We start from the raw sequence: 17,141 nt of genomic DNA on the forward strand, positions 1-17,141 counted from the left end.
TTAACCGACGTGACACGGTCCGGGCGCGCGTCTCATCTGTTGAGCTTGCGGATGGACCTGTCGCCGGACCCCGTAATGTTGGGGTTGTGACCGTGAACGCCAATACCTCCGTCGCCGGTGGCCACACCTGGCGAGACCTTCCCGCGGCGCAGCAGCCCGAGTACCCCGATGCCGAGGCTCTGCGCGATGTACTCGCGGACCTCGCGTCGTATCCGCCCCTCGTGTTCGCGGGCGAGTGCGACCAGCTGCGCGCCCGTATGGGAGCCGTCGCCAAGGGCGAGGCGTTCCTGTTGCAGGGCGGTGACTGCGCCGAGGCCTTCGATGCCGTGTCGGCCGACCACATCCGGGCCAAGCTGAAGACGCTGCTCCAGATGAGTGCCGTCCTGACGTACGCGGCCTCCGTGCCCGTCGTCAAGGTGGGCCGGATCGCCGGGCAGTACTCCAAGCCGCGCTCCAAGCCGACCGAGACCCGCGACGGCGTCACCCTGCCGACCTACCGCGGCGACTCCGTCAACGGCTTCGCCTTCACCGAGAAGGACCGCGTCCCGGACCCGGACCGGCTGAAGCAGATGTACCACGCGTCCGCTTCCACGCTGAACCTGGTCCGCGCCTTCACCACCGGCGGTTACGCCGACCTGCGCCAGGTGCACGCCTGGAACCAGGACTTCGTGAAGTCGTCCCCGTCCGGCCAGCGCTACGAGGCGCTCGCCCGCGAGATCGACAACGCGCTGAACTTCATGAAGGCGTGCGGCACGGACCCGGCCGAGTTCAAGGCGGTCGAGTTCTACTCCTCGCACGAGGGCCTGCTGCTGGACTACGAGTCGGCGCTGACCCGCACCGACTCGCGCACCGGAGAGCTGTACGACACCTCCGGCCACATGGTCTGGATCGGTGAGCGCACCCGCCAGATGGACGGCGCGCACATCGAGTTCGCCTCGAAGATCCGCAACCCCATCGGCATCAAGCTCGGCCCGACGACCACGGTCGACGAGGCGCTCGGCTACGTCGACCGCCTCGACCCCGAGCGCGAGCCCGGCCGGCTGACCTTCATCGTCCGGATGGGCGCCGACAAGGTCCGCGACAAGCTCCCGGCCCTGGTCGAGAAGGTCACCGCCTCCGGCGCCACCGTGGCGTGGGTGACCGACCCGATGCACGGCAACACCTTCGAGGCCGCCTCCGGCCACAAGACCCGTCGCTTCGACGATGTCCTGGACGAGGTCAAGGGCTTCTTCGAGGTGCACAAGGGCCTCGGTACGCACCCGGGCGGCATCCACGTCGAGCTCACCGGTGACGACGTCACCGAGTGCGTCGGCGGCGGACACGAGATCTTCGTGGACGATCTGCACCAGCGCTACGAGACGGCCTGCGACCCGCGGCTCAACCGCAGCCAGTCCCTCGACCTGGCGTTCCTGGTCGCCGAGATGTACCGGGACCAGTAGGCACCGGGGCGGGGAGCGCGCGTACGACTGTGGGGCACGGATCGATGTGATCCGTGCCCCACAGGGCGTTCGGAGGCTTTCCGCACCTTTCGTCGCCGGGTAAGGTTAGGTTAGCCTCACCGATAGACGGGGTGGCTGTGAACGACCGATCCCGCCGGGAGGTGAACCGCGTGTACGTCTGCTCGTGCTTCGGCATCACGGAGAAGCAGGTCAAGGAGCATGCGGACGCCGGAGCCTGCACGCCCCGGCAGATAGCCTCGGCCTGCAAAGCGGGTACCGACTGCGGCGGCTGTGTCCGGGCCATCCAGGCCGTGCTCGGCCGCGGCGCCTGCCCGCGCCGCGAACTGCTCGACCGGAAGCGGACGCCCGGCGCCACCGTCGGCACCACCACGGATGCCGTTCCCGGCACCGCCCCGGGCATCGCACCCGGCATCGTCCCGGGCGTGGCGCCGGGAGTGGCGCTCCCCGATGCGGCCTGACCCGTCCGGCTGAAGGCCCTAGCTGTCCGGCTGCTCGATCTGCTGGGCGATGTAGAGCGGCTCACCGAGCTTCTCGACCAGTTCCAGCTGGGTGTCGAGATAGTCGATGTGATGCTCCTCGTCCTCCAGGATCGACTCGAAGATGTTCGCGGACGTGATGTCGCCCTTGCCGCGCATCAGCTCGATCCCTCGCTTGAGGCGGTCGATCGCCTCCACCTCGACCTGGCGGTCGGCCTGGAACATCTCGGTGACGGTCTGGCCGACCCGCACATGGAACAGCCGCTGGTAGTTGGGCAGTCCGTCGAGGAAGAGGATGCGGTCCGTGAGGATCTCGGCGTGCTTCATCTCGTCGAACGACTCGGAGCGGGTGTACTTCGCGAGCTTCGTCCAGCCGAAGTTGTCCTGCATCTTGGCGTGCAGGAAGTACTGGTTGATGGCAGTCAATTCTGCGGTCAGCTGTTCGTTCAGGAACTCGAGGACCTCGGGGTCGCCCTGCATCGCAGAGGCTCCTTCCAACCGGTGAACTGGGCAAGTTGGCCGCATCCTGTCATCGCGCCCGATGGCCGTCCAGTAAGTACAGGCTTACTGCGAGTTGTCAGAATTGCCCCCCATCCTGGTCGGGACCACCCCTGCCTGTCTGTCACCATGGAGGCATGGGTCAGCCGGAAAGCCGGGAACACCGCGCGTCAGAGCAGTCCGAGCTTCCGCCGGGACAGCGACTGCAGCGTGGTTGGCCGGTTACCCACTACGGGCCCGTCCCCAAGTTCAAGCCCGACCGCTGGGAGTTCCGGGTCTTCGGAGCCACCGCGGACGGCGAGAAGCACTGCTGGAACCATCAGGAGTTCTCGGTGCTGCCGTTCACCTCGGTCGTCGCCGACCTGCACTGCGTCACGAAATTCAGCATGCTCGGCGCCGAATGGGGCGGTGTCCTGGCCCGCACGGTTCTGGAACTCGCACCGCCCGCGCCGAACGTCACCCATGTGATGGTCTGGGCCGAGTACGGATTCAGCTCCAATCTGAGGCTCTCCGACTTCGCCTCGGACCGAACACTTTTCGCCACCCACAAGGGCGGGGAACTGCTCACCGCCGAGCATGGTTTCCCGCTCCGCCTCGTCGTGCCGCACCTCTATGCCTGGAAGGGGCCCAAGTGGGTCCGGGGCGTCGAGTACATGACGGCCGACCGCCGCGGCTTCTGGGAGGAGCGCGGCTATCACAACATCGGCGACCCGTGGAGCGAGCAGCGCTACTCGTACCAGGAGGGGCCCGGGGACGGCCCCGAGCTCTGACCTGACGGCTCGGGGCCGTTCCGGACCGTTCCTCAGTGGTGGTACCGGTGCACCACCGCGTGTCCCTTGCCCCGGCCGATCATCCACTTGTTGACCGGTGTGGTGACGACGAACGCGACGGCGAGCGAGAGCACGAGCGCGCCCCAGAACAGCGTGTCGGCGAGCGTGGCGTCCATGGCGCCCGGCCACAGTGCGATCACGCCGTTGTCGATCAGCTCCATCACGGCGATGGACAGGGTGTCGGCGGCGAAGGCGACCCTCAGGGCCGTACGGAGGTCGACGCCCGCCTTCACGACGGAACGCAGGGTCAGCGAGTAGCCGAAGAAGAAGGCCAGGACGATGGCGAGCACCATCGTCGCCATGTTGCCCCAGCCGAACGCCGTGCCGATCACCATGCCGAGGATCTCGCCGATGGCGCATCCGGTGAGGCAGTGCAGCGTGGCCCGCGCGGCCATGGCCCAGCCCACCGTGCCGGGCCGATGGCCGGCGTGGCCGACGTGGCTGGAATGGTCCACATGACCCGCGTGGCCCGGACGGCCCGAGTGGTCCGCGTGGTGGCTGTGCTGCCGCTCGTGTGCGTCGTGCGTGTCGTGCTGCATGACGATCCCCCCATGCCGGGTAGCGGTTCCTGTCGACAGCAGGAACCGTATACCCCCATGGGGTATTCCTCAATGGGAGGAATCAGTTGTCGCGCAGCCCCTTCAGCCGGGCCACGTCCGCCGCGTGGCCCTCCTTGCCGCCGGGCGTCTCGATGATCAGCGGTACGCCCTCGGTCGCCGGATGCGTGAACAGCTCACGGAACGGCTCCTCGCCGATGTGCCCGGCGCCGATGTTCTCGTGCCGGTCCTTGTGGGCTCCCACCACGTCCTTGGAGTCATTGGCGTGGATCAGTTTCAGCCGGCCCTCGCCGACCGTCTCCACCAGCAGGTCCAGGGTCTGCCGCATGCCCGCCGGGCCGGTCAGGTCGTGGCCCGCCGCGTAGATGTGGCAGGTGTCGAGGCAGATGCCGAGCTTGGGGTGGGCGTCGAGGGCGTCGAAGTACGGGCCGAAGTCCCAGGTCCGCGAGCAGAGCGAGAAACCCTGTCCGGCGGTCGACTCCAGCAGCAGATACGGATCGTCGTCGTGCGTCAGCTCGTCCAGCAGCGGCCGCATGTGCGTGCGCACCTGCGCCAGGGCCTGCTCGCGCGGCCGGCCGCCGGTCGCCGAACCGGTGTGCACCACGACGCCCAGGGCGCCGATCTCGCGGGCCCGGCGCAGCGAGTGGCGCAGCGACTCCACGGACTTCTCGACGGTCGCCTCGGTGTGCGACCCGAAGTTGATCAGGTACGGGGCGTGGACGTACGCCGGGATGGATTCGGCGGTGCACTCGGCGCGGAACCGCTCGTCCTGGGCCGGGTCGCCGACGGGGGTCGCCCAGCCGCGCGGGTTGGCGACGAAGACCTGGACGGCCTCCGCCCCCATTTCGCGGGCGTAGGGGAGGCCGACCTTGGCGAGGCCGCCGGCCACCGGAACATGGCCGCCGACTGGGTTGCGCATATGGATCTAGAGTCCCTTGGTCTTGATGGTGATGGTGCTGCCTTCGGGGGCCTGCTCGCCGCCGTCGACGGACTGGCTCGCGATGGTGTCGCTGAAGGACAGGAACGGGCGGTCGACCTTGACCTCGAAGCCCGCGTCCTCCAGCGCGCTCGTGGCCTCGTCGACGTCCTTGCCGGTGACGTCGGGGACGTCGACCATGCGGGGTCCGTCGGAGACCGTGAGCTCGATGGTGTCGCCCTCGGCGGCCTCGGTGCCCTCGCCCGGCGACTGACGGGTGATGTCGCCCGCGTCCTCGGAGGAATGGACCCGGTCGGGCAGCACCTTCGCCTTCAGCCCCTCGTCCTTCAGCGCGGCGGTGGCGTCCTCGACGGACAGCCCGGTGACATCGGGGACGTCCACCGGAGCGCCCTTGCTGACGACGAGCGCGACCGCCGAGTCCGGATGACGCTCGGTGTCCGCCGAGGGGTCGCTACGGATCACGTCGCCCCGGTCCGTCTCCTCGCTGAACTCCTCGGTGACCATGCCGGGCACCAGGCCGGCCTTCTTCAGCTCACGTCCGGCATCGGCGAGCGAGAGGTCCTGGACATCGGGCACCTTCACGATCTCGGGACCGCGCGAGACGACGAGCGTCACCGCGTCGTTGCCCCTGATACGGGCGCCGGACGCCGGATCGCTGCTGATGACCTTGCCGCGCTCCACGGTGTCGCTGTAGGACCGCTTGACGCCCTTGAGCTCCAGACCGGCGTCCGAGAGCCGCTTCTCGGCGTTCTTCTGGGTCTGGCCGAGCAGCGCGGGGACCCGGATGAACTGTCCGGAGTTGATGTACCAGACACCGGTACCGATCCCCAGCGCCAGCAGCACGGCGACGACCACGGCGATGACGGAGCGCCGCGGCCCGCGGTGGAGCCGGTCCCGCGACCCCGCCCGCGGCGCCTGGGGCGGGGGCATCTCCAGCCGGCTGGTGTGGTGCGAGACGCCCTGGCCGGCCGGGAGCAGGCGCGGGATCACGCTGGTGCGGTCCTCGGCGGCGTCGTGCGCCTCGGCGGTGGCCTGCGGCGGTACGGCGTCCAGCTGGGCGTCGGTGAGGCCGGAGCGGGCCTCCCGGGTCGCGGCGAGCAGCGCCACCGCGTCGTACGGGCGGAGCCCCGGATCACGGGCGGTGGCGCTCGCCACCAGGTCGTCGAGCTCGGGCGGGAGCCCCGGGACGGCGGCCGACGGCGGCGGGACGGCCTCGTTGAGGTGCTGGTAGATGACCTGGGCGGGGGTGTCGCCGCCGTGCGGCTTGGACCCGGTCAGCATCTCGTACAGGACGACACCGCAGGCGTACACATCGGTGCGGGTGTCCGCCGTGCCGTTCTCTATCTGCTCGGGGGCGAGATAGGAGACCGTGCCCAGGACGGACCCGGTGGTGTCGGTGACGGTGCCCACCGCCCGTACGAGTCCGAAGTCGGCGACCTTGACCCGGCCGTCGTCCCCTATCAGGACGTTCTCCGGCTTCATGTCGCGGTGCACGAAGCCCGCCCGGTGTGCCGCGCCGAGGGCGGCGAGGACCGGCTCCAGGATGTCCAGGGCGGCCCTCGGCTGGAGCGCGCCGCGATCGCGCAGCACGTCGCGCAGGGTGCAGCCCGCGACGTACTCCATCGCCAGGTAGACGTACTGCCCCTGGGCGCCCTGGTCGAAGACCGCGACCACATTGGGGTGCGCGAGCCGGGCCACGGACTTGGCCTCGCGGATGAAGCGCTCGACGAACGAGACATCGGTCGCCAGCGCCGGGTGCATCACCTTGAGGGCGAGCACCCGGTCGAGCCGGGTGTCCACGGCCCGGTAGACCGTGGCCATGCCGCCCACGGCGATGCGGGCATCGACGCGGTAGCGGCCGTCGAGCAGCTGCCCGACGAGAGGGTCCTGGAGGGTCGTATCCACGCAGGCGAGTCTACGAGCCGCCACGGACACGACCCACGGGCCGGGGCCGTCCCGGGGCCGTACTGCAGCCGAGCCGTGACAGGGACATGCGCCGTCCGCCGTACCGGCGGCTCAGAACGCCGGGCGCTCCGGGTCCAGCACCGCACGCCCCTCCACCGGTGACGAGGCCTCGGCGAAGTGGCGGCGCGGAATCCGGCCGGCCCGGTACGCCAGCCGCCCGCCCTCCACCGCGTGCCGCATCGCCGCGGCCATCAGCTCGGGCTCCTGGGCCCGGGTCACCGCGGAGGCCAGCATCACCGCCGCGCACCCCAGCTCCATCGCGAGCGCCACGTCGGAGGCCGTCCCGGCGCCCGCGTCGAGGATCACCGGCACCCGGGCCCGCTCGACGATCAGCCGGAAGTTGTGCGGATTGCGGATGCCGAGCCCGGAGCCGATGGGGGAGCCGAGCGGCATGACCGCCGCGCATCCCACGTCCTCCAGCTTCCGGGCCAGCACCGGGTCGTCATTGGTGTACGGCAGCACGGTGAAGCCGTCGTCCACCAGGATCTCCGCGGCGTCCAGCAACTCGACCGGGTCGGGCAGCAGGGTCCGTTCGTCGGCCACCACCTCCAGCTTGATCCAGTCGGTGCCGAGCGCCTCGCGGGCCAGCCGGGCGGTCAGCACGGCCTCGCCCGCGGTGAAGCAGCCCGCCGTGTTGGGCAGCACCCGGATGGCGAGCCGCCGCAGGACGGAGAGCACCGAGCCCTGCACGGTCGGGTCGAGGCGGCGCATCGCGACGGTGGTCAGCTCGGTGCCGGAGGCGCTCAGCGAGCGTTCCAGCACGTCGAGGCCGGCCGCCCCGCCCGTGCCCATGATCAGCCGGGAGCCGAACGCGGTCCCGCCGAGGACGAAGGGGTCGTCGGACATGGTCAGCCTCCCTGGACCGCGGTCAGGACCTCGACCCGGTCACCGTCGGCCAGCACGGTGGCGGACCAGCGGCCGCGCGGTACGACGGTCTCGTTGACGGCGGCCGCGACGCCGGAGTGCGCGACGGTCAGGCCGGCGACCAGGGCGTCCAGGGCGGTGCCCTCGGCGAGGATCCGGACCTCGCCGTTCACGGACACGGACACGGAGTGGGGTGCGGGCTCGGCGGTCATGCGGGCTGCTCCTGACGTACGGGGGCGGCGGGGGACGGGAAACGTCGCGGGGTGAAGGGGCGGGCCGGCTCGGGCGGCTCGCCGCCGGTGAGGAACTCCGCCATGACGTCACCGGTGAGGGGGGTGAGCAGCACCCCGTTGCGGTGGTGGCCGGTGGCGAGGAGGAGGCCGGGCAGAGCGGTGGGGCCGAGCAGCGGGGCGTTGTCGGGGGAGGCGGGGCGCAGACCGGCCAGGGTCTCGGTGAGCGGCAGCTCGGTGATGCCGGGCACCAGCTCGTGGGCGTCCCGCAGCAGCTCGTAGACCCCGCCCGCGGTGACGGTGGTGTCCCAGCCCATTTCCTCGCTGGTGGCGCCGACGACCAGCTCGCCGTTCTCACGCGGTACGAGATAGACATGGCTGCCCCGGACCACGGCCCGGACCGTCCGGCTCAGGAACGGCGCGCACGGGGCGGGCACGGTCAGCCGCAGCACCTGCCCCTTCACCGGCCGGACCGGCGGCACGACCTCGTCCGGCAGCCCCGGCAGCCGGCCGCTGAGGCTGCCCGCGGCGAGCACGACCTGGTCGGCGGCGAGCACCGTACCCCCGGCGAGCACCGCCCCGGCGGCCCGGTCGCCCAGCACGCTCAGGCGCTCCACCCGGTCGCGGTGGAAGACCACCCCGGCCCGTTCGCAGGCGGTCAGCAGGGCGGCGGCCAGCCGGCGCGGATCGATCTGGTGGTCGCCGTCGACCCGCAGACCGCCGCGCACGCCCGGCGCGAGCATCGGCTCCAGCCGACGGCACTCGCGGCCGGTGAGCCACTCCGACTCCAGCCCCGAACGCAGCTGGAGGGCGTGCAGGTCCCGCAGATGGGCGCGGTCGTCGGCGTCCAGCGCGACGGCCAGGGTGCCGCATGCCCGGAAGCCGGTCTCCCGTCCGCTCGCCGCCTCCAGCTCGGCCACGAAGGCCGGATAGCGGGCGGCGGAGGCGAGATTGAGGCCCAGCAGCAGCTGTTCGCCGTAGTGGAGTTCGGTGACGGCGGCCAGCATTCCGGCCGCCACCCGGGCGGCCCCGCCGCCCGGCTCGGGATCCGCGACCGCCGTGCGCAGTCCGCGCTGCGCGGCCCGCCAGGCGGTCACCAGACCGATGATCCCGCCCCCGATGACGAGGACATCGGACCCGTTTCCGTTCCGAGAAGAACGCATGGGCTTCCAGCCCCTCCCTTCGCCGGCATGACCCGGATCAGGTTCGTACGGTCGGAGGCCGCCCAGCCTCCCTCTCAGCCCGGTGCGTCCGGGCTCCCGCGAGTGCTTTACGTCGGCCACCCTAAACCCCGTCCCTCCGGCCCGGTAAGGGAGCGGCCGCCGCGGCCCGTTCACCGGCCGGAGCCGCAGGAGGGCGGCGGTACGGGCACGGCCGGGGAACGCACCCTTTCCTGACGATCTTTCAGGTGCTTAAGGTGTACGGGTGAGCGAGCAGCAGCAGTCGGAGCAGCCGGAACGGCGGGCGGGACGCCGCGTCGTCATCGTCGGTGCGGGCATGGCCGGGGTGCAGACCGCGGTGGCCCTGCGGGAGCAGGGCTTCACCGGGCCCGTCACCCTGATCGGCGCCGAACCCCATCAGCCCTACGACCGGCCCCCGCTGTCCAAGGCGGTGCTGCTCGGCAAGGCCGAGGACTCCGCCTTCGACATCGACTTCGAGGCGCTGGAGATCGATCTGCGGCTGGGCCGCGAGGTCACCGGCGTGCGGCCCGCGGCGCACGAGCTGGACACCGGGTCGGGGCCCGTCCCCTACGACGTGCTGGTGATCGCGACCGGCGCCGAACCGGTCGTCCTGCCCGGGGCCGAGGGCGTCCCCGGCGTCCATCTGCTGCGCACCCTCGACGACGCGGCACGGCTGCGGCCGGTCCTGGACGAGCGGCACGGCGTCGTGGTCGTCGGCGCGGGCTGGATCGGCGCCGAGTTCGCCACCGCGGCCCGCTCCGCGGGCTGCGCGGTCACCGTGATCGAGGCCGCCGACCGGCCCCTCGCGGGTGCGATGCCCGCGGAGGTCGCCGCCCCGATGGCCGCCTGGTACGCGCAGAGCGGCGCCGAACTCCTCACCGGAGCCCGGGTCGCCCGCGTCGAGCCGGGCCGGGTGGTCCTCGCGGACGGCCGCACCGTCCCGGCCGGAGCGGTCGTCGTCGGGATCGGCGCACGGCCCGCCACCCGCTGGCTGGCCGGCTCCGGCATCGCGCTCGGTCCGGACGGATCGGTGACCGCCGACCGGGCGCTGCGCACCTCGCTGCCCGATGTGTACGCGGTCGGCGACTGCGCCTCGTTCCCCTCCGCCCGGTACGGCGAACGCCTGCTCGTCCACCACTGGGACAACGCGCTCCAGGGCCCGCGCACCGCCGCCGCCAACATCATCGGGGCGGCCGACGACGACGGCCCGGCGCCGGTGGTCTACGACCCCGTGCCGTACTTCTGGTCCGAGCAGTTCGACCGGTTCGTGCAGTACGCGGGCCACCACGGGGGCGCCGACACCCTGCTGTGGCGCGGTGATCCGGCCGAGCCCGCCTGGTCGGTGGTCTGGCTGCGCGACGGCGTCCTGGTCGCGGTGCTCGCCGTCGGCAGGCCGCGCGATCTGGCACAGGGACGCAAGCTCATCGAGGCGGGGGCGCGGCTCGATCCGGTGCGGGCCGCCGACCCCTCCGTACCCCTGAAGTCGACGGTCCGTCAGTAGCGTGCCGCCGGGCGCGGGTGTCCGGAATGCGGGCAGCCCCTTGGGCGGCGGCCGAATCTGGTGCACCGTACATCTTTTGGATCACCCGTCCGCTCGCGAAGGAAGTACATGTCCCGACACAGATGGGTCCGCGCGCTGCGCCGGATCGCCGTGGCCTCGGCCTCGGCAGTCCTGGCCGGCGGAGTGCTCGCCGCCCCGGCGCACGCGGGCACCGCCCCGAAGCCCGGCTCCAATCCGGCCGTCGACTACCAGGACCCGGTCGACGCGCTGCCGCCGGTCTCCCGGCCCGACACCGCGCACTGCGCGGTGACGGCCGTCGAGCACGACTTCGGCAACACCCTCGGCGGACCGCCGTACACCACCACACTCGCGCCGCCCAAGGCGTGCGCGGGCCCCTGGAACAAGGTCGTGCTCGACTGGTCGGCCAGCGTGAAGGGGCGTCAGTACGACCGTCTCGCCGCGGTGTTCGTCGGCGGCGCGGAGATCTTCCGCACCAGCACCGCCGAGCCCGACGAGGACGGCATCAGCTGGCACGTCGCCAAGGACATCACCGACTTCGCGCCGCTCCTCAAGGACCCGCAGAAGCTCCAGCTGGATCTCGGCAACGTTGTCAACGACACCTACACCGGTGTGTACAAGGTCAAGCTGACGATCACGTACTACCGGGCCGACAAGCGCCACCCGGCCGCGCGGACGGCCGACCGGATCGTCCCCCTCGGCGACACCGGGTCCGACAGCGCCCCCTGGATGAGCGTCGGCAAGGGCGGTTCCACCAGCACCGACGTCACCTTCCCGCGCAATCTGACCGCCGCGCGCCTCCAGGTGTACGCCCGTGGCGGCGGCTGCGACGAGCAGTGGTTCGACGCGGTCCCCAGCGACCTCGCCGCCACCGCCCCGGACTACCTCTGCGGCGGCGGTCCCTACCGCGAGGTGCAGATCGCCGTGGACGGGCGGCCCGCGGGCCTCGCCCAGCCGTACCCCGTGGTCTACTCCGGCGGCATCGTGCCGACCCTGTGGCGGCCCGTTCCGGCCATCGACCAGTTCAGGACCGAGGCGTACGACATCGACCTGACCCCCTTCGCCGGTGAACTGGCCGACGGCAGGCCGCACACCATCGGCATCACCCCGTACGGCGCCGCCGACAGCTGGATCGTCGACGGTTCGCTCTTCCTCCGTACGGACGCGCACGCGGCCCGGACGAGCGGCAGGGTCACCGTCGACACCCTCACCGACGAGCCGGTGGTGAAGACCGTCCAGACCCCGCGCGGCGACGGCTCCACCCATGTCGCCGTGTCGACCGGGCGCTCCTGGAAGATCTCGGGCTACGTACGGACCTCGAAGGGCCGGGTCACCACCACCGTCGAGCAGGACTTCTCGTACACCAACGAGGACACGGTCTCCCGGACCGGACAGCAGCAGACGATGCACCAGCGCGACCAGGGCACCACCACGGTGACGACCAGGACCGGCGGGCACACCGAGGCCCGGCGGCACGCCTGGTCCTACCCCATCGACGTCGACATGGACACCCCGTTCTACGGCGACTACAACAACTACGAGCTGCACGCCGCCGTCACCCAGCGCCGTGTGCTCCTCGACACGTCCAGGACGGGCTCCGGGCACCGGTGGCGCACGGACGCGGTCACGGACGACACCGTGGACTCGACCGGCAGCCTCGCCCGCGAGAACGGCGCGGTCCGGGACGCCGACGGCGCCTCGTCCGAGACGTACCGGGGCACCACCGACACCGGCGCCTGCTACGCGCGCTCCCTGACGACCGCGCACGGCTGGGTCACCGGGGACCGGCGGAGCCATTGCCGGGTCCCCGACGTGGTCCGGGAGGCCCTGAAGGGCTGAGTCCGGGTATCGGCTGTCAGCGCGGGATGGCAGGCTTGTCCCCGTGACCGAGATTGACGCAAAGATCGATGCTCTCGTCCCCGCCTGGCTCCACCTGCCCGATATCGCCGAAATGCTCGATGTCGAGGTGACGCGCGTCCGGCAGCTGGTCAAGGAGGGCCAGCTGATCGCCGTACGGCGTGGTGAGAACCGGACGCTTCAGGTGCCCGCCGCCTTCATCGACGGCGACAAGGTGGTCAAGGGCCTCTCCGGCACCCTGACGCTCCTGAGGGACGACGGCTACAAAGACGAAGAGATGCTGGAATGGCTCTTCACCCCCGACCCGACCCTGCCGGGCACCCCCGCCCAGGCACTGAGCGAGAATCGCGGCACGGAGGTGAAGCGCCGCGCCCAGGCGCTCGCCGTCTGACGGCCGGCCGTAAGTGAGGGGCGGGCCGCGCGACACCGCGCGGCCCGCGCCCCGCACCGTCCCGGGCGACAGCCGCTCCACCACGCTCTCCCAGGGGGGAACCGCACCATGTCCACGCCTCGTGCGCCGCTGTCCGAAGCCCGGCTCTATCTGTGCACGGACGCCCGCAGGCGCCAGGGCGACCTCCCCGCCTTCCTCGACGCCGTCCTCGCCTCCGGGGTCGACATCGTCCAGCTCCGCGACAAGGGCATGGAGGCGGCCGAGGAGCTCGACCATCTGGCCGTCCTCGCCGAGGCGTGCCGCCGCCACGGCAAGCTCCTCGCGGTGAACGACCGGGCCGACGTCGCCCATGCCATCGGATCGGACGTGCTCCACCTCGGCCAGGGGGACCTGCCGGTGCCCGCCGCCCGCGCCGTTCTCGGCGCGGACGTGCTGATCGGCCGCTCCACCCACGCCCGGTCCGAGGTCGACGCGGCCGTCGCCGAGCCCGGCGTGGACTACTTCTGCACCGGCCCCTGCTGGCCCACCCCGACCAAGCCCGGACGGCACGCCCCGGGCCTGGACCTGGTGCGTTACGCCGCCTCGCTCGACCAGCCGCGCCCCTGGTTCGCCATCGGCGGGATCGACGCCGGCAATCTCGACGAGGTGCTGGACGCCGGAGCCCGCCGGGTGGTCGTCGTACGGGCGATCACCGAGGCCGCCGACCCGGCCGCCGCCACCGCCGAGCTGGCCGGAAGGATCCGGGCGCGCGCCACGGCGTGATCAGGCCAAGTGTCCGATGGATGGACAAACAACCAGTCAATTCGGGCAATTCATGCTGGTCTGGTCCATCGGCCGCCGTGCTCTGGTTAACCTGCCCGTATGGCCCTTGGCACACCATCCACCAGGACAGATCACGCACGTACGGTGCGTGAGCTCCTTGCGACCGGCAAGACCTCGTACTCGTTCGAGTTCTGGGCGCCCAAGACCGAGAAGGGTGAGCGCAACCTCTGGAACGCGCTGCGCCGGGTCGAGGCGGTGCGGCCGAGCTTCGTCTCCGTGACCTACGGGGCCGGTGGCTCCACCCGGGCCGGGACGGTGAAGGCCACCGAGCAGATCGCGGCCGATTCCACCCTCACCCCCGTCGCTCACCTCACGGCGGTCAACCACTCCGTCGCCGAGCTGCGCAACATGGTCGGGCAGTACGCGGACGCCGGGATCCGGAACATCCTCGCCGTGCGCGGAGACCCGCCGGGCGACCCGATGGGCGAGTGGGTGAAGCACCCGCAGGGTGTGCGGTACGCGGCCGATCTCGTCCGGCTCATCAAGGAATCCGGCGATTTCTGTGTCGGCGTCGCGGCATTTCCCGAGATGCACCCGCGCTCGACCGACTGGGACACCGACATCCGGCATTTCGTGGACAAGTGCCGTGCCGGTGCCGACTATGCGATCACGCAGATGTTCTTCAATCCGGAGGACTATTTGCGTATGCGTGACCGAGTGGTCGCTGCGGGTTGCGAAACCCCGATCATTCCCGAGGTCATGCCGCTGACCAGTGTGAAGCAGTTGGAAAGATTTGCGCAGCTCAGCAACGCTTCTTTCCCCTCGTCCCTGAAAGAACGCATCCTCGCCGCCAAGGACGATCCCGCCGCTGTACGCTCCATTGGCATCGACTTCGCAACGCAGTTCTGCGCGAGGCTGCGATCCGAGGGTGTGCCCGGACTGCACTTCATCACGCTCAACAACTCGACGGCGACGCTCGAAATCTACGAGAATCTCGGACTGCACAAGCAGTCGTGACCGGCCGTACCCGCCACGACCCGGGGCGGTGGCCGTAGAAGGGGGCGGGCATGGGCTGGACGGTCCTCTACATCGCGTTCGGAATCGTCGCGCTGTGGCTGCTCGGCGAGGTGCTCCTGCAGTACAAGGCGCGCCTTCGCTGGCGTCTGCTCGCCTTCGGCGGCTTCGGCTGCGTGGTCGTCGGCGTGCTGATTCCGTCGGTGTTCGTCATCGTCCTCGGCACGATCGCCTTCGCGACCGGCCAGACGTACGTCACGCTCTCCTTCCGGCGCGGCTTCTCCACCGGCTGGGCCATAGGGGGCAGGCCGGGCGAGAGCCGCCGTCGCCGGGGCGGCGGCGAGCGGGAGCGCCGGGGGCCCACGCTCCAGGTGTCGGACCTGGAGATGACGGACGACGAGGGGGCCCCGCAGCACGCGGACGCCGTGGCTCCGGCGTCCGCCGTCTACGAACCCGAGCCGCTGCCGGACGACACCGGGCAGTACGGCGTCTACTCCGATCACCAACGGTCGCGGCAGGGCCCCGCCGACGAGGGGCAGCCCCAGCAGCAGCCGCAGTACGCCGCGTACGACCCGTATGCCGACCCCTCCGCGTACGGTGCGCAGGACCAGGGCGCCTACGCCGGTCAGGACCCGCTCGCCGGGCAGTACGACTACGGCACCGAGCAGCAGCAGTACGCCGCGTACTCCGACCCGTACATCGGGACCGGGACCACCGGCGGCTCCCCGCAGTACGACGCGTACGACAGCTACGGCAACGGCTACGACAGCTTCGGCGGCCGACAGCAGTACACCGACGACCCGTACGCCCAGCAGTACGCCCCCGAGACGCCGCCCGGCGGTGTCTGGGTGCCCCAGCAGCGCGAGGGCGAGCAGTACCCCGTCACGCCGCCGGAACAGCCCACGCAGCCGGCCCCGTTCCCCAACGGCTACAACAACGGCAACGGCTACGACGAGCAGCAGTACCGCTACTGACGACGGGCGGCGGCATCGCTCCGCCACCGGGGACGGGCGGGCCGCCGGAGCGCCGACGGACCCGGCAGGCCGCCCACCCGGTCACTCGTCCGGTCACTGCGAGCCCCGGAAGCCGTCGCCCTCCACGATCAGCCCGGCGACCAGCGCTCCCGACATGCCCGCGTGGGCCAGCCCACCGCCCGGGTGCGACCAGCCGCCCGCGGCGTAGAGCCCCGGCAGCCGGGTGCGGTTGCCCGGATGCAGATACGCGCCGCCCGCCCCGGCCAGCGCGGGCGGGGGCACCGAACCGCCCTCGGCGCCGGTCTCGGCGGCCGTCTCGGCCGGTGTCCGCACCTCGGCGCGGAGCAGCCGCTCCCGGAGCCCGGGGACGGCCGCGGACGCCGCCTCGATCAGCACGTCGGCGTACCGCTCGCGCACCACGGGGTCCGTCCAGTCCACCGCCCCGTGCGGGGCGACCGTCGCCATCAGCGTCACCGCCTCGTGGGCGTCGTCGGGGCGGGTCGTGGGGTCGTCCGGGCGCAGCACGGTGACCGTGGGGTGCTCGGCGAGCCCTCCGCCGAACACCGCAGCGCGCTCCGTCGCGCCGTCCGCCGGATGCACCAGTGTCCGGTGCACGGCATCCACGGGCCGGGCGCCGCGCAACGCGAGCAGGACCGCGAACCGGCCCGGCACCACACCCTGCTCCGGCCGGGGCCGCACCGCCACGTCGCCGTCCCGCCACAGCTCCTGACCGGGCACCAGCCCCGGCTGCGGCCGGGCTCCCAGCACCACCTGGCCGGCCTCGGCGACCGTCCCGTCCGCCAGCTCGACGCCCGCCGCGCGGCCGTCCTTCTCGACGACCCGGGCCACCTCGGCGCCGAAGACGAACTCCACCTTCCGGGCCAGGCACCGCTCGTACACCGCCTGGGCCAGGGCCCGCATCCCGCCGGAGACGTACCAGCTGCCGAAGGTCTCCTCCATGTACGGCAGCAGGGCGGCCGCCGCCGGGGCGTGCGACGGGTCGAGCCCGTACGACAGGGCGTATCCGTCGAGAATCGCGGCCAGCCGGGGATCCGCCAGCTCCCAGGCGCCGACCTCCGCGACCGTGCCCGCCTGCCGGGCGGAGCGCAGCAGTCGGCGCTGCCGGAGCGCGGGATACGGATCACGGCCGAGCACCTGCCAGTCGGCGCGCAGCGGCTCCTCCAGGAGCGGCCGCCGGGACCGGTCCCAGGCATCGCGCGCCCGGTCCAGGAACGCGCCCCAGGCCGCACCGGCACCGCCGCCGAGCGCGCCGTCCAGCGCGGAGACGACCCCGGCCCGTGAGGCGTTCGGCAGCGAGACCGCCGTGCCGTCGGCGAACAGATGGCGGCTCGCCGGATCGACCTGGGTCATGGTGACGCATCGCTCCAGCGGCTCCTTGCCGGTCTTCACGAACAGGTCGCGGTAGACGGCGGGCAGATGCAGCAGCGCCGGGCCGGTGTCGAAGACGAAGCCCTCATGGGCATACCGGCCCACCGAACCGCCGAAGGTCTCCGACCGCTCGTACACCGTCACCCGGTGGCCTGCCACGGCGAGCCGGGCGGCCGCCGCCATCGCGCCCATCCCGGCGCCGATCACCGCAATACGTGCCATGTCAGTGACCTTAAC

General features: G+C 71.7%; 17 protein-coding genes and 1 riboswitch. Of the genes, 9 read left to right on the forward strand and 8 right to left on the reverse strand.

The genetic code is table 11. The features are described 5' to 3' along the window. Window positions 1-92 precede the first annotated feature (92 nt). Together GA0115234_RS20885 and GA0115234_RS20890 are read left to right on the forward strand one after the other, a co-directional pair. Entirely contained in the window at window positions 93-1,439 is a 1,347-nt protein-coding gene (locus tag GA0115234_RS20885) for a class II 3-deoxy-7-phosphoheptulonate synthase (protein ID WP_161275624.1), read from the forward strand. Window positions 1,440-1,609: 170 nt separating this feature from the next. Beyond that, complete coding sequence (locus GA0115234_RS20890) at window positions 1,610-1,918, forward strand: (2Fe-2S)-binding protein (protein WP_093543909.1); 309 nt, start codon at window positions 1,610-1,612, stop codon at window positions 1,916-1,918. 18 nt (window positions 1,919-1,936) lie between these two features. Here the strand turns inward: GA0115234_RS20890 and bfr are convergent, their stop codons facing one another. Further along, entirely contained in the window at window positions 1,937-2,416 is a 480-nt protein-coding gene (gene bfr, locus GA0115234_RS20895) for a bacterioferritin (RefSeq protein WP_093543851.1), read from the reverse strand. A 155-nt stretch (window positions 2,417-2,571) separates the two neighbouring features. Between bfr and GA0115234_RS20900 the strand changes: the two genes are divergently transcribed. Beyond that, complete coding sequence (locus GA0115234_RS20900) at window positions 2,572-3,204, forward strand: sulfite oxidase-like oxidoreductase (protein WP_093543852.1); 633 nt, start codon at window positions 2,572-2,574, stop codon at window positions 3,202-3,204. Between the two features lie 32 nt (window positions 3,205-3,236). Here GA0115234_RS20900 and GA0115234_RS20905 read toward each other — a convergent pair whose 3' ends face one another. The 6 genes from GA0115234_RS20905 to thiO form a co-directional block, all read right to left on the reverse strand. Continuing rightward, entirely contained in the window at window positions 3,237-3,803 is a 567-nt protein-coding gene (locus tag GA0115234_RS20905) for a DUF4396 domain-containing protein (protein ID WP_093543854.1), read from the reverse strand. A gap of 82 nt (window positions 3,804-3,885) precedes the next feature. Next, window positions 3,886-4,740: a deoxyribonuclease IV gene (locus GA0115234_RS20910; protein WP_093543856.1), complete on the reverse strand. Its 855-nt coding sequence runs from the start codon at window positions 4,738-4,740 to the stop codon at window positions 3,886-3,888. A gap of 6 nt (window positions 4,741-4,746) precedes the next feature. Next, complete coding sequence (pknB, locus tag GA0115234_RS20915) at window positions 4,747-6,663, reverse strand: Stk1 family PASTA domain-containing Ser/Thr kinase (protein ID WP_093543858.1); 1,917 nt, start codon at window positions 6,661-6,663, stop codon at window positions 4,747-4,749. Window positions 6,664-6,774: 111 nt separating this feature from the next. Beyond that, window positions 6,775-7,569 (reverse strand): thiazole synthase, encoded by a 795-nt coding sequence (locus GA0115234_RS20920; RefSeq protein WP_093543860.1) that lies wholly within the window; start codon window positions 7,567-7,569, stop codon window positions 6,775-6,777. A gap of 2 nt (window positions 7,570-7,571) precedes the next feature. Beyond that, on the reverse strand, window positions 7,572-7,799 hold the full coding sequence (gene thiS, locus GA0115234_RS20925; protein WP_161275625.1) for a sulfur carrier protein ThiS: 228 nt from the start codon (window positions 7,797-7,799) through the stop codon (window positions 7,572-7,574). Continuing rightward, window positions 7,796-8,980 (reverse strand): glycine oxidase ThiO, encoded by a 1,185-nt coding sequence (thiO, locus tag GA0115234_RS20930; protein WP_093543912.1) that lies wholly within the window; start codon window positions 8,978-8,980, stop codon window positions 7,796-7,798. Before thiO ends, thiS begins: the two co-directional genes overlap by 4 nt. After that, a riboswitch (TPP riboswitch) is annotated at window positions 8,978-9,090 on the reverse strand. (Overlaps the previous gene by 3 nt.) Window positions 9,091-9,242: 152 nt before the next feature. Between thiO and GA0115234_RS20935 the strand changes: the two genes are divergently transcribed. The 6 genes from GA0115234_RS20935 to GA0115234_RS20960 all read left to right on the forward strand — a co-directional run bounded on the left by GA0115234_RS20935 (window position 9,243) and on the right by GA0115234_RS20960 (window position 15,515). Continuing rightward, entirely contained in the window at window positions 9,243-10,499 is a 1,257-nt protein-coding gene (locus tag GA0115234_RS20935; RefSeq protein WP_093543862.1) for an NAD(P)/FAD-dependent oxidoreductase, read from the forward strand. A 108-nt stretch (window positions 10,500-10,607) separates the two neighbouring features. Further along, entirely contained in the window at window positions 10,608-12,356 is a 1,749-nt protein-coding gene (locus GA0115234_RS20940) for a peptide-N4-asparagine amidase (protein WP_093543864.1), read from the forward strand. Between the two features lie 43 nt (window positions 12,357-12,399). After that, window positions 12,400-12,765 carry an Rv2175c family DNA-binding protein gene (locus tag GA0115234_RS20945; RefSeq protein ID WP_093543866.1) on the forward strand — a complete coding sequence of 122 codons (366 nt, stop codon included), beginning with the start codon at window positions 12,400-12,402 and terminating at the stop codon, window positions 12,763-12,765. Window positions 12,766-12,873: 108 nt separating this feature from the next. Then, entirely contained in the window at window positions 12,874-13,527 is a 654-nt protein-coding gene (gene thiE, locus GA0115234_RS20950) for a thiamine phosphate synthase (protein WP_093543868.1), read from the forward strand. 99 nt (window positions 13,528-13,626) lie between these two features. After that, complete coding sequence (gene metF, locus GA0115234_RS20955) at window positions 13,627-14,544, forward strand: methylenetetrahydrofolate reductase [NAD(P)H] (protein ID WP_093543870.1); 918 nt, start codon at window positions 13,627-13,629, stop codon at window positions 14,542-14,544. Between the two features lie 50 nt (window positions 14,545-14,594). Then, window positions 14,595-15,515 (forward strand): hypothetical protein, encoded by a 921-nt coding sequence (locus GA0115234_RS20960; RefSeq protein ID WP_093543872.1) that lies wholly within the window; start codon window positions 14,595-14,597, stop codon window positions 15,513-15,515. 93 nt (window positions 15,516-15,608) lie between these two features. Here GA0115234_RS20960 and GA0115234_RS20965 read toward each other — a convergent pair whose 3' ends face one another. After that, window positions 15,609-17,126, reverse strand: a complete 1,518-nt coding sequence (locus GA0115234_RS20965) for a phytoene desaturase family protein (RefSeq protein WP_176729229.1) — start codon at window positions 17,124-17,126, stop codon at window positions 15,609-15,611. Window positions 17,127-17,141 lie beyond the last annotated feature (15 nt).

It is taken from the genome of Streptomyces sp. DvalAA-43 (genome assembly GCF_900091725.1).
Lineage (GTDB): Bacteria > Actinomycetota > Actinomycetes > Streptomycetales > Streptomycetaceae > Streptomyces > Streptomyces pulveraceus.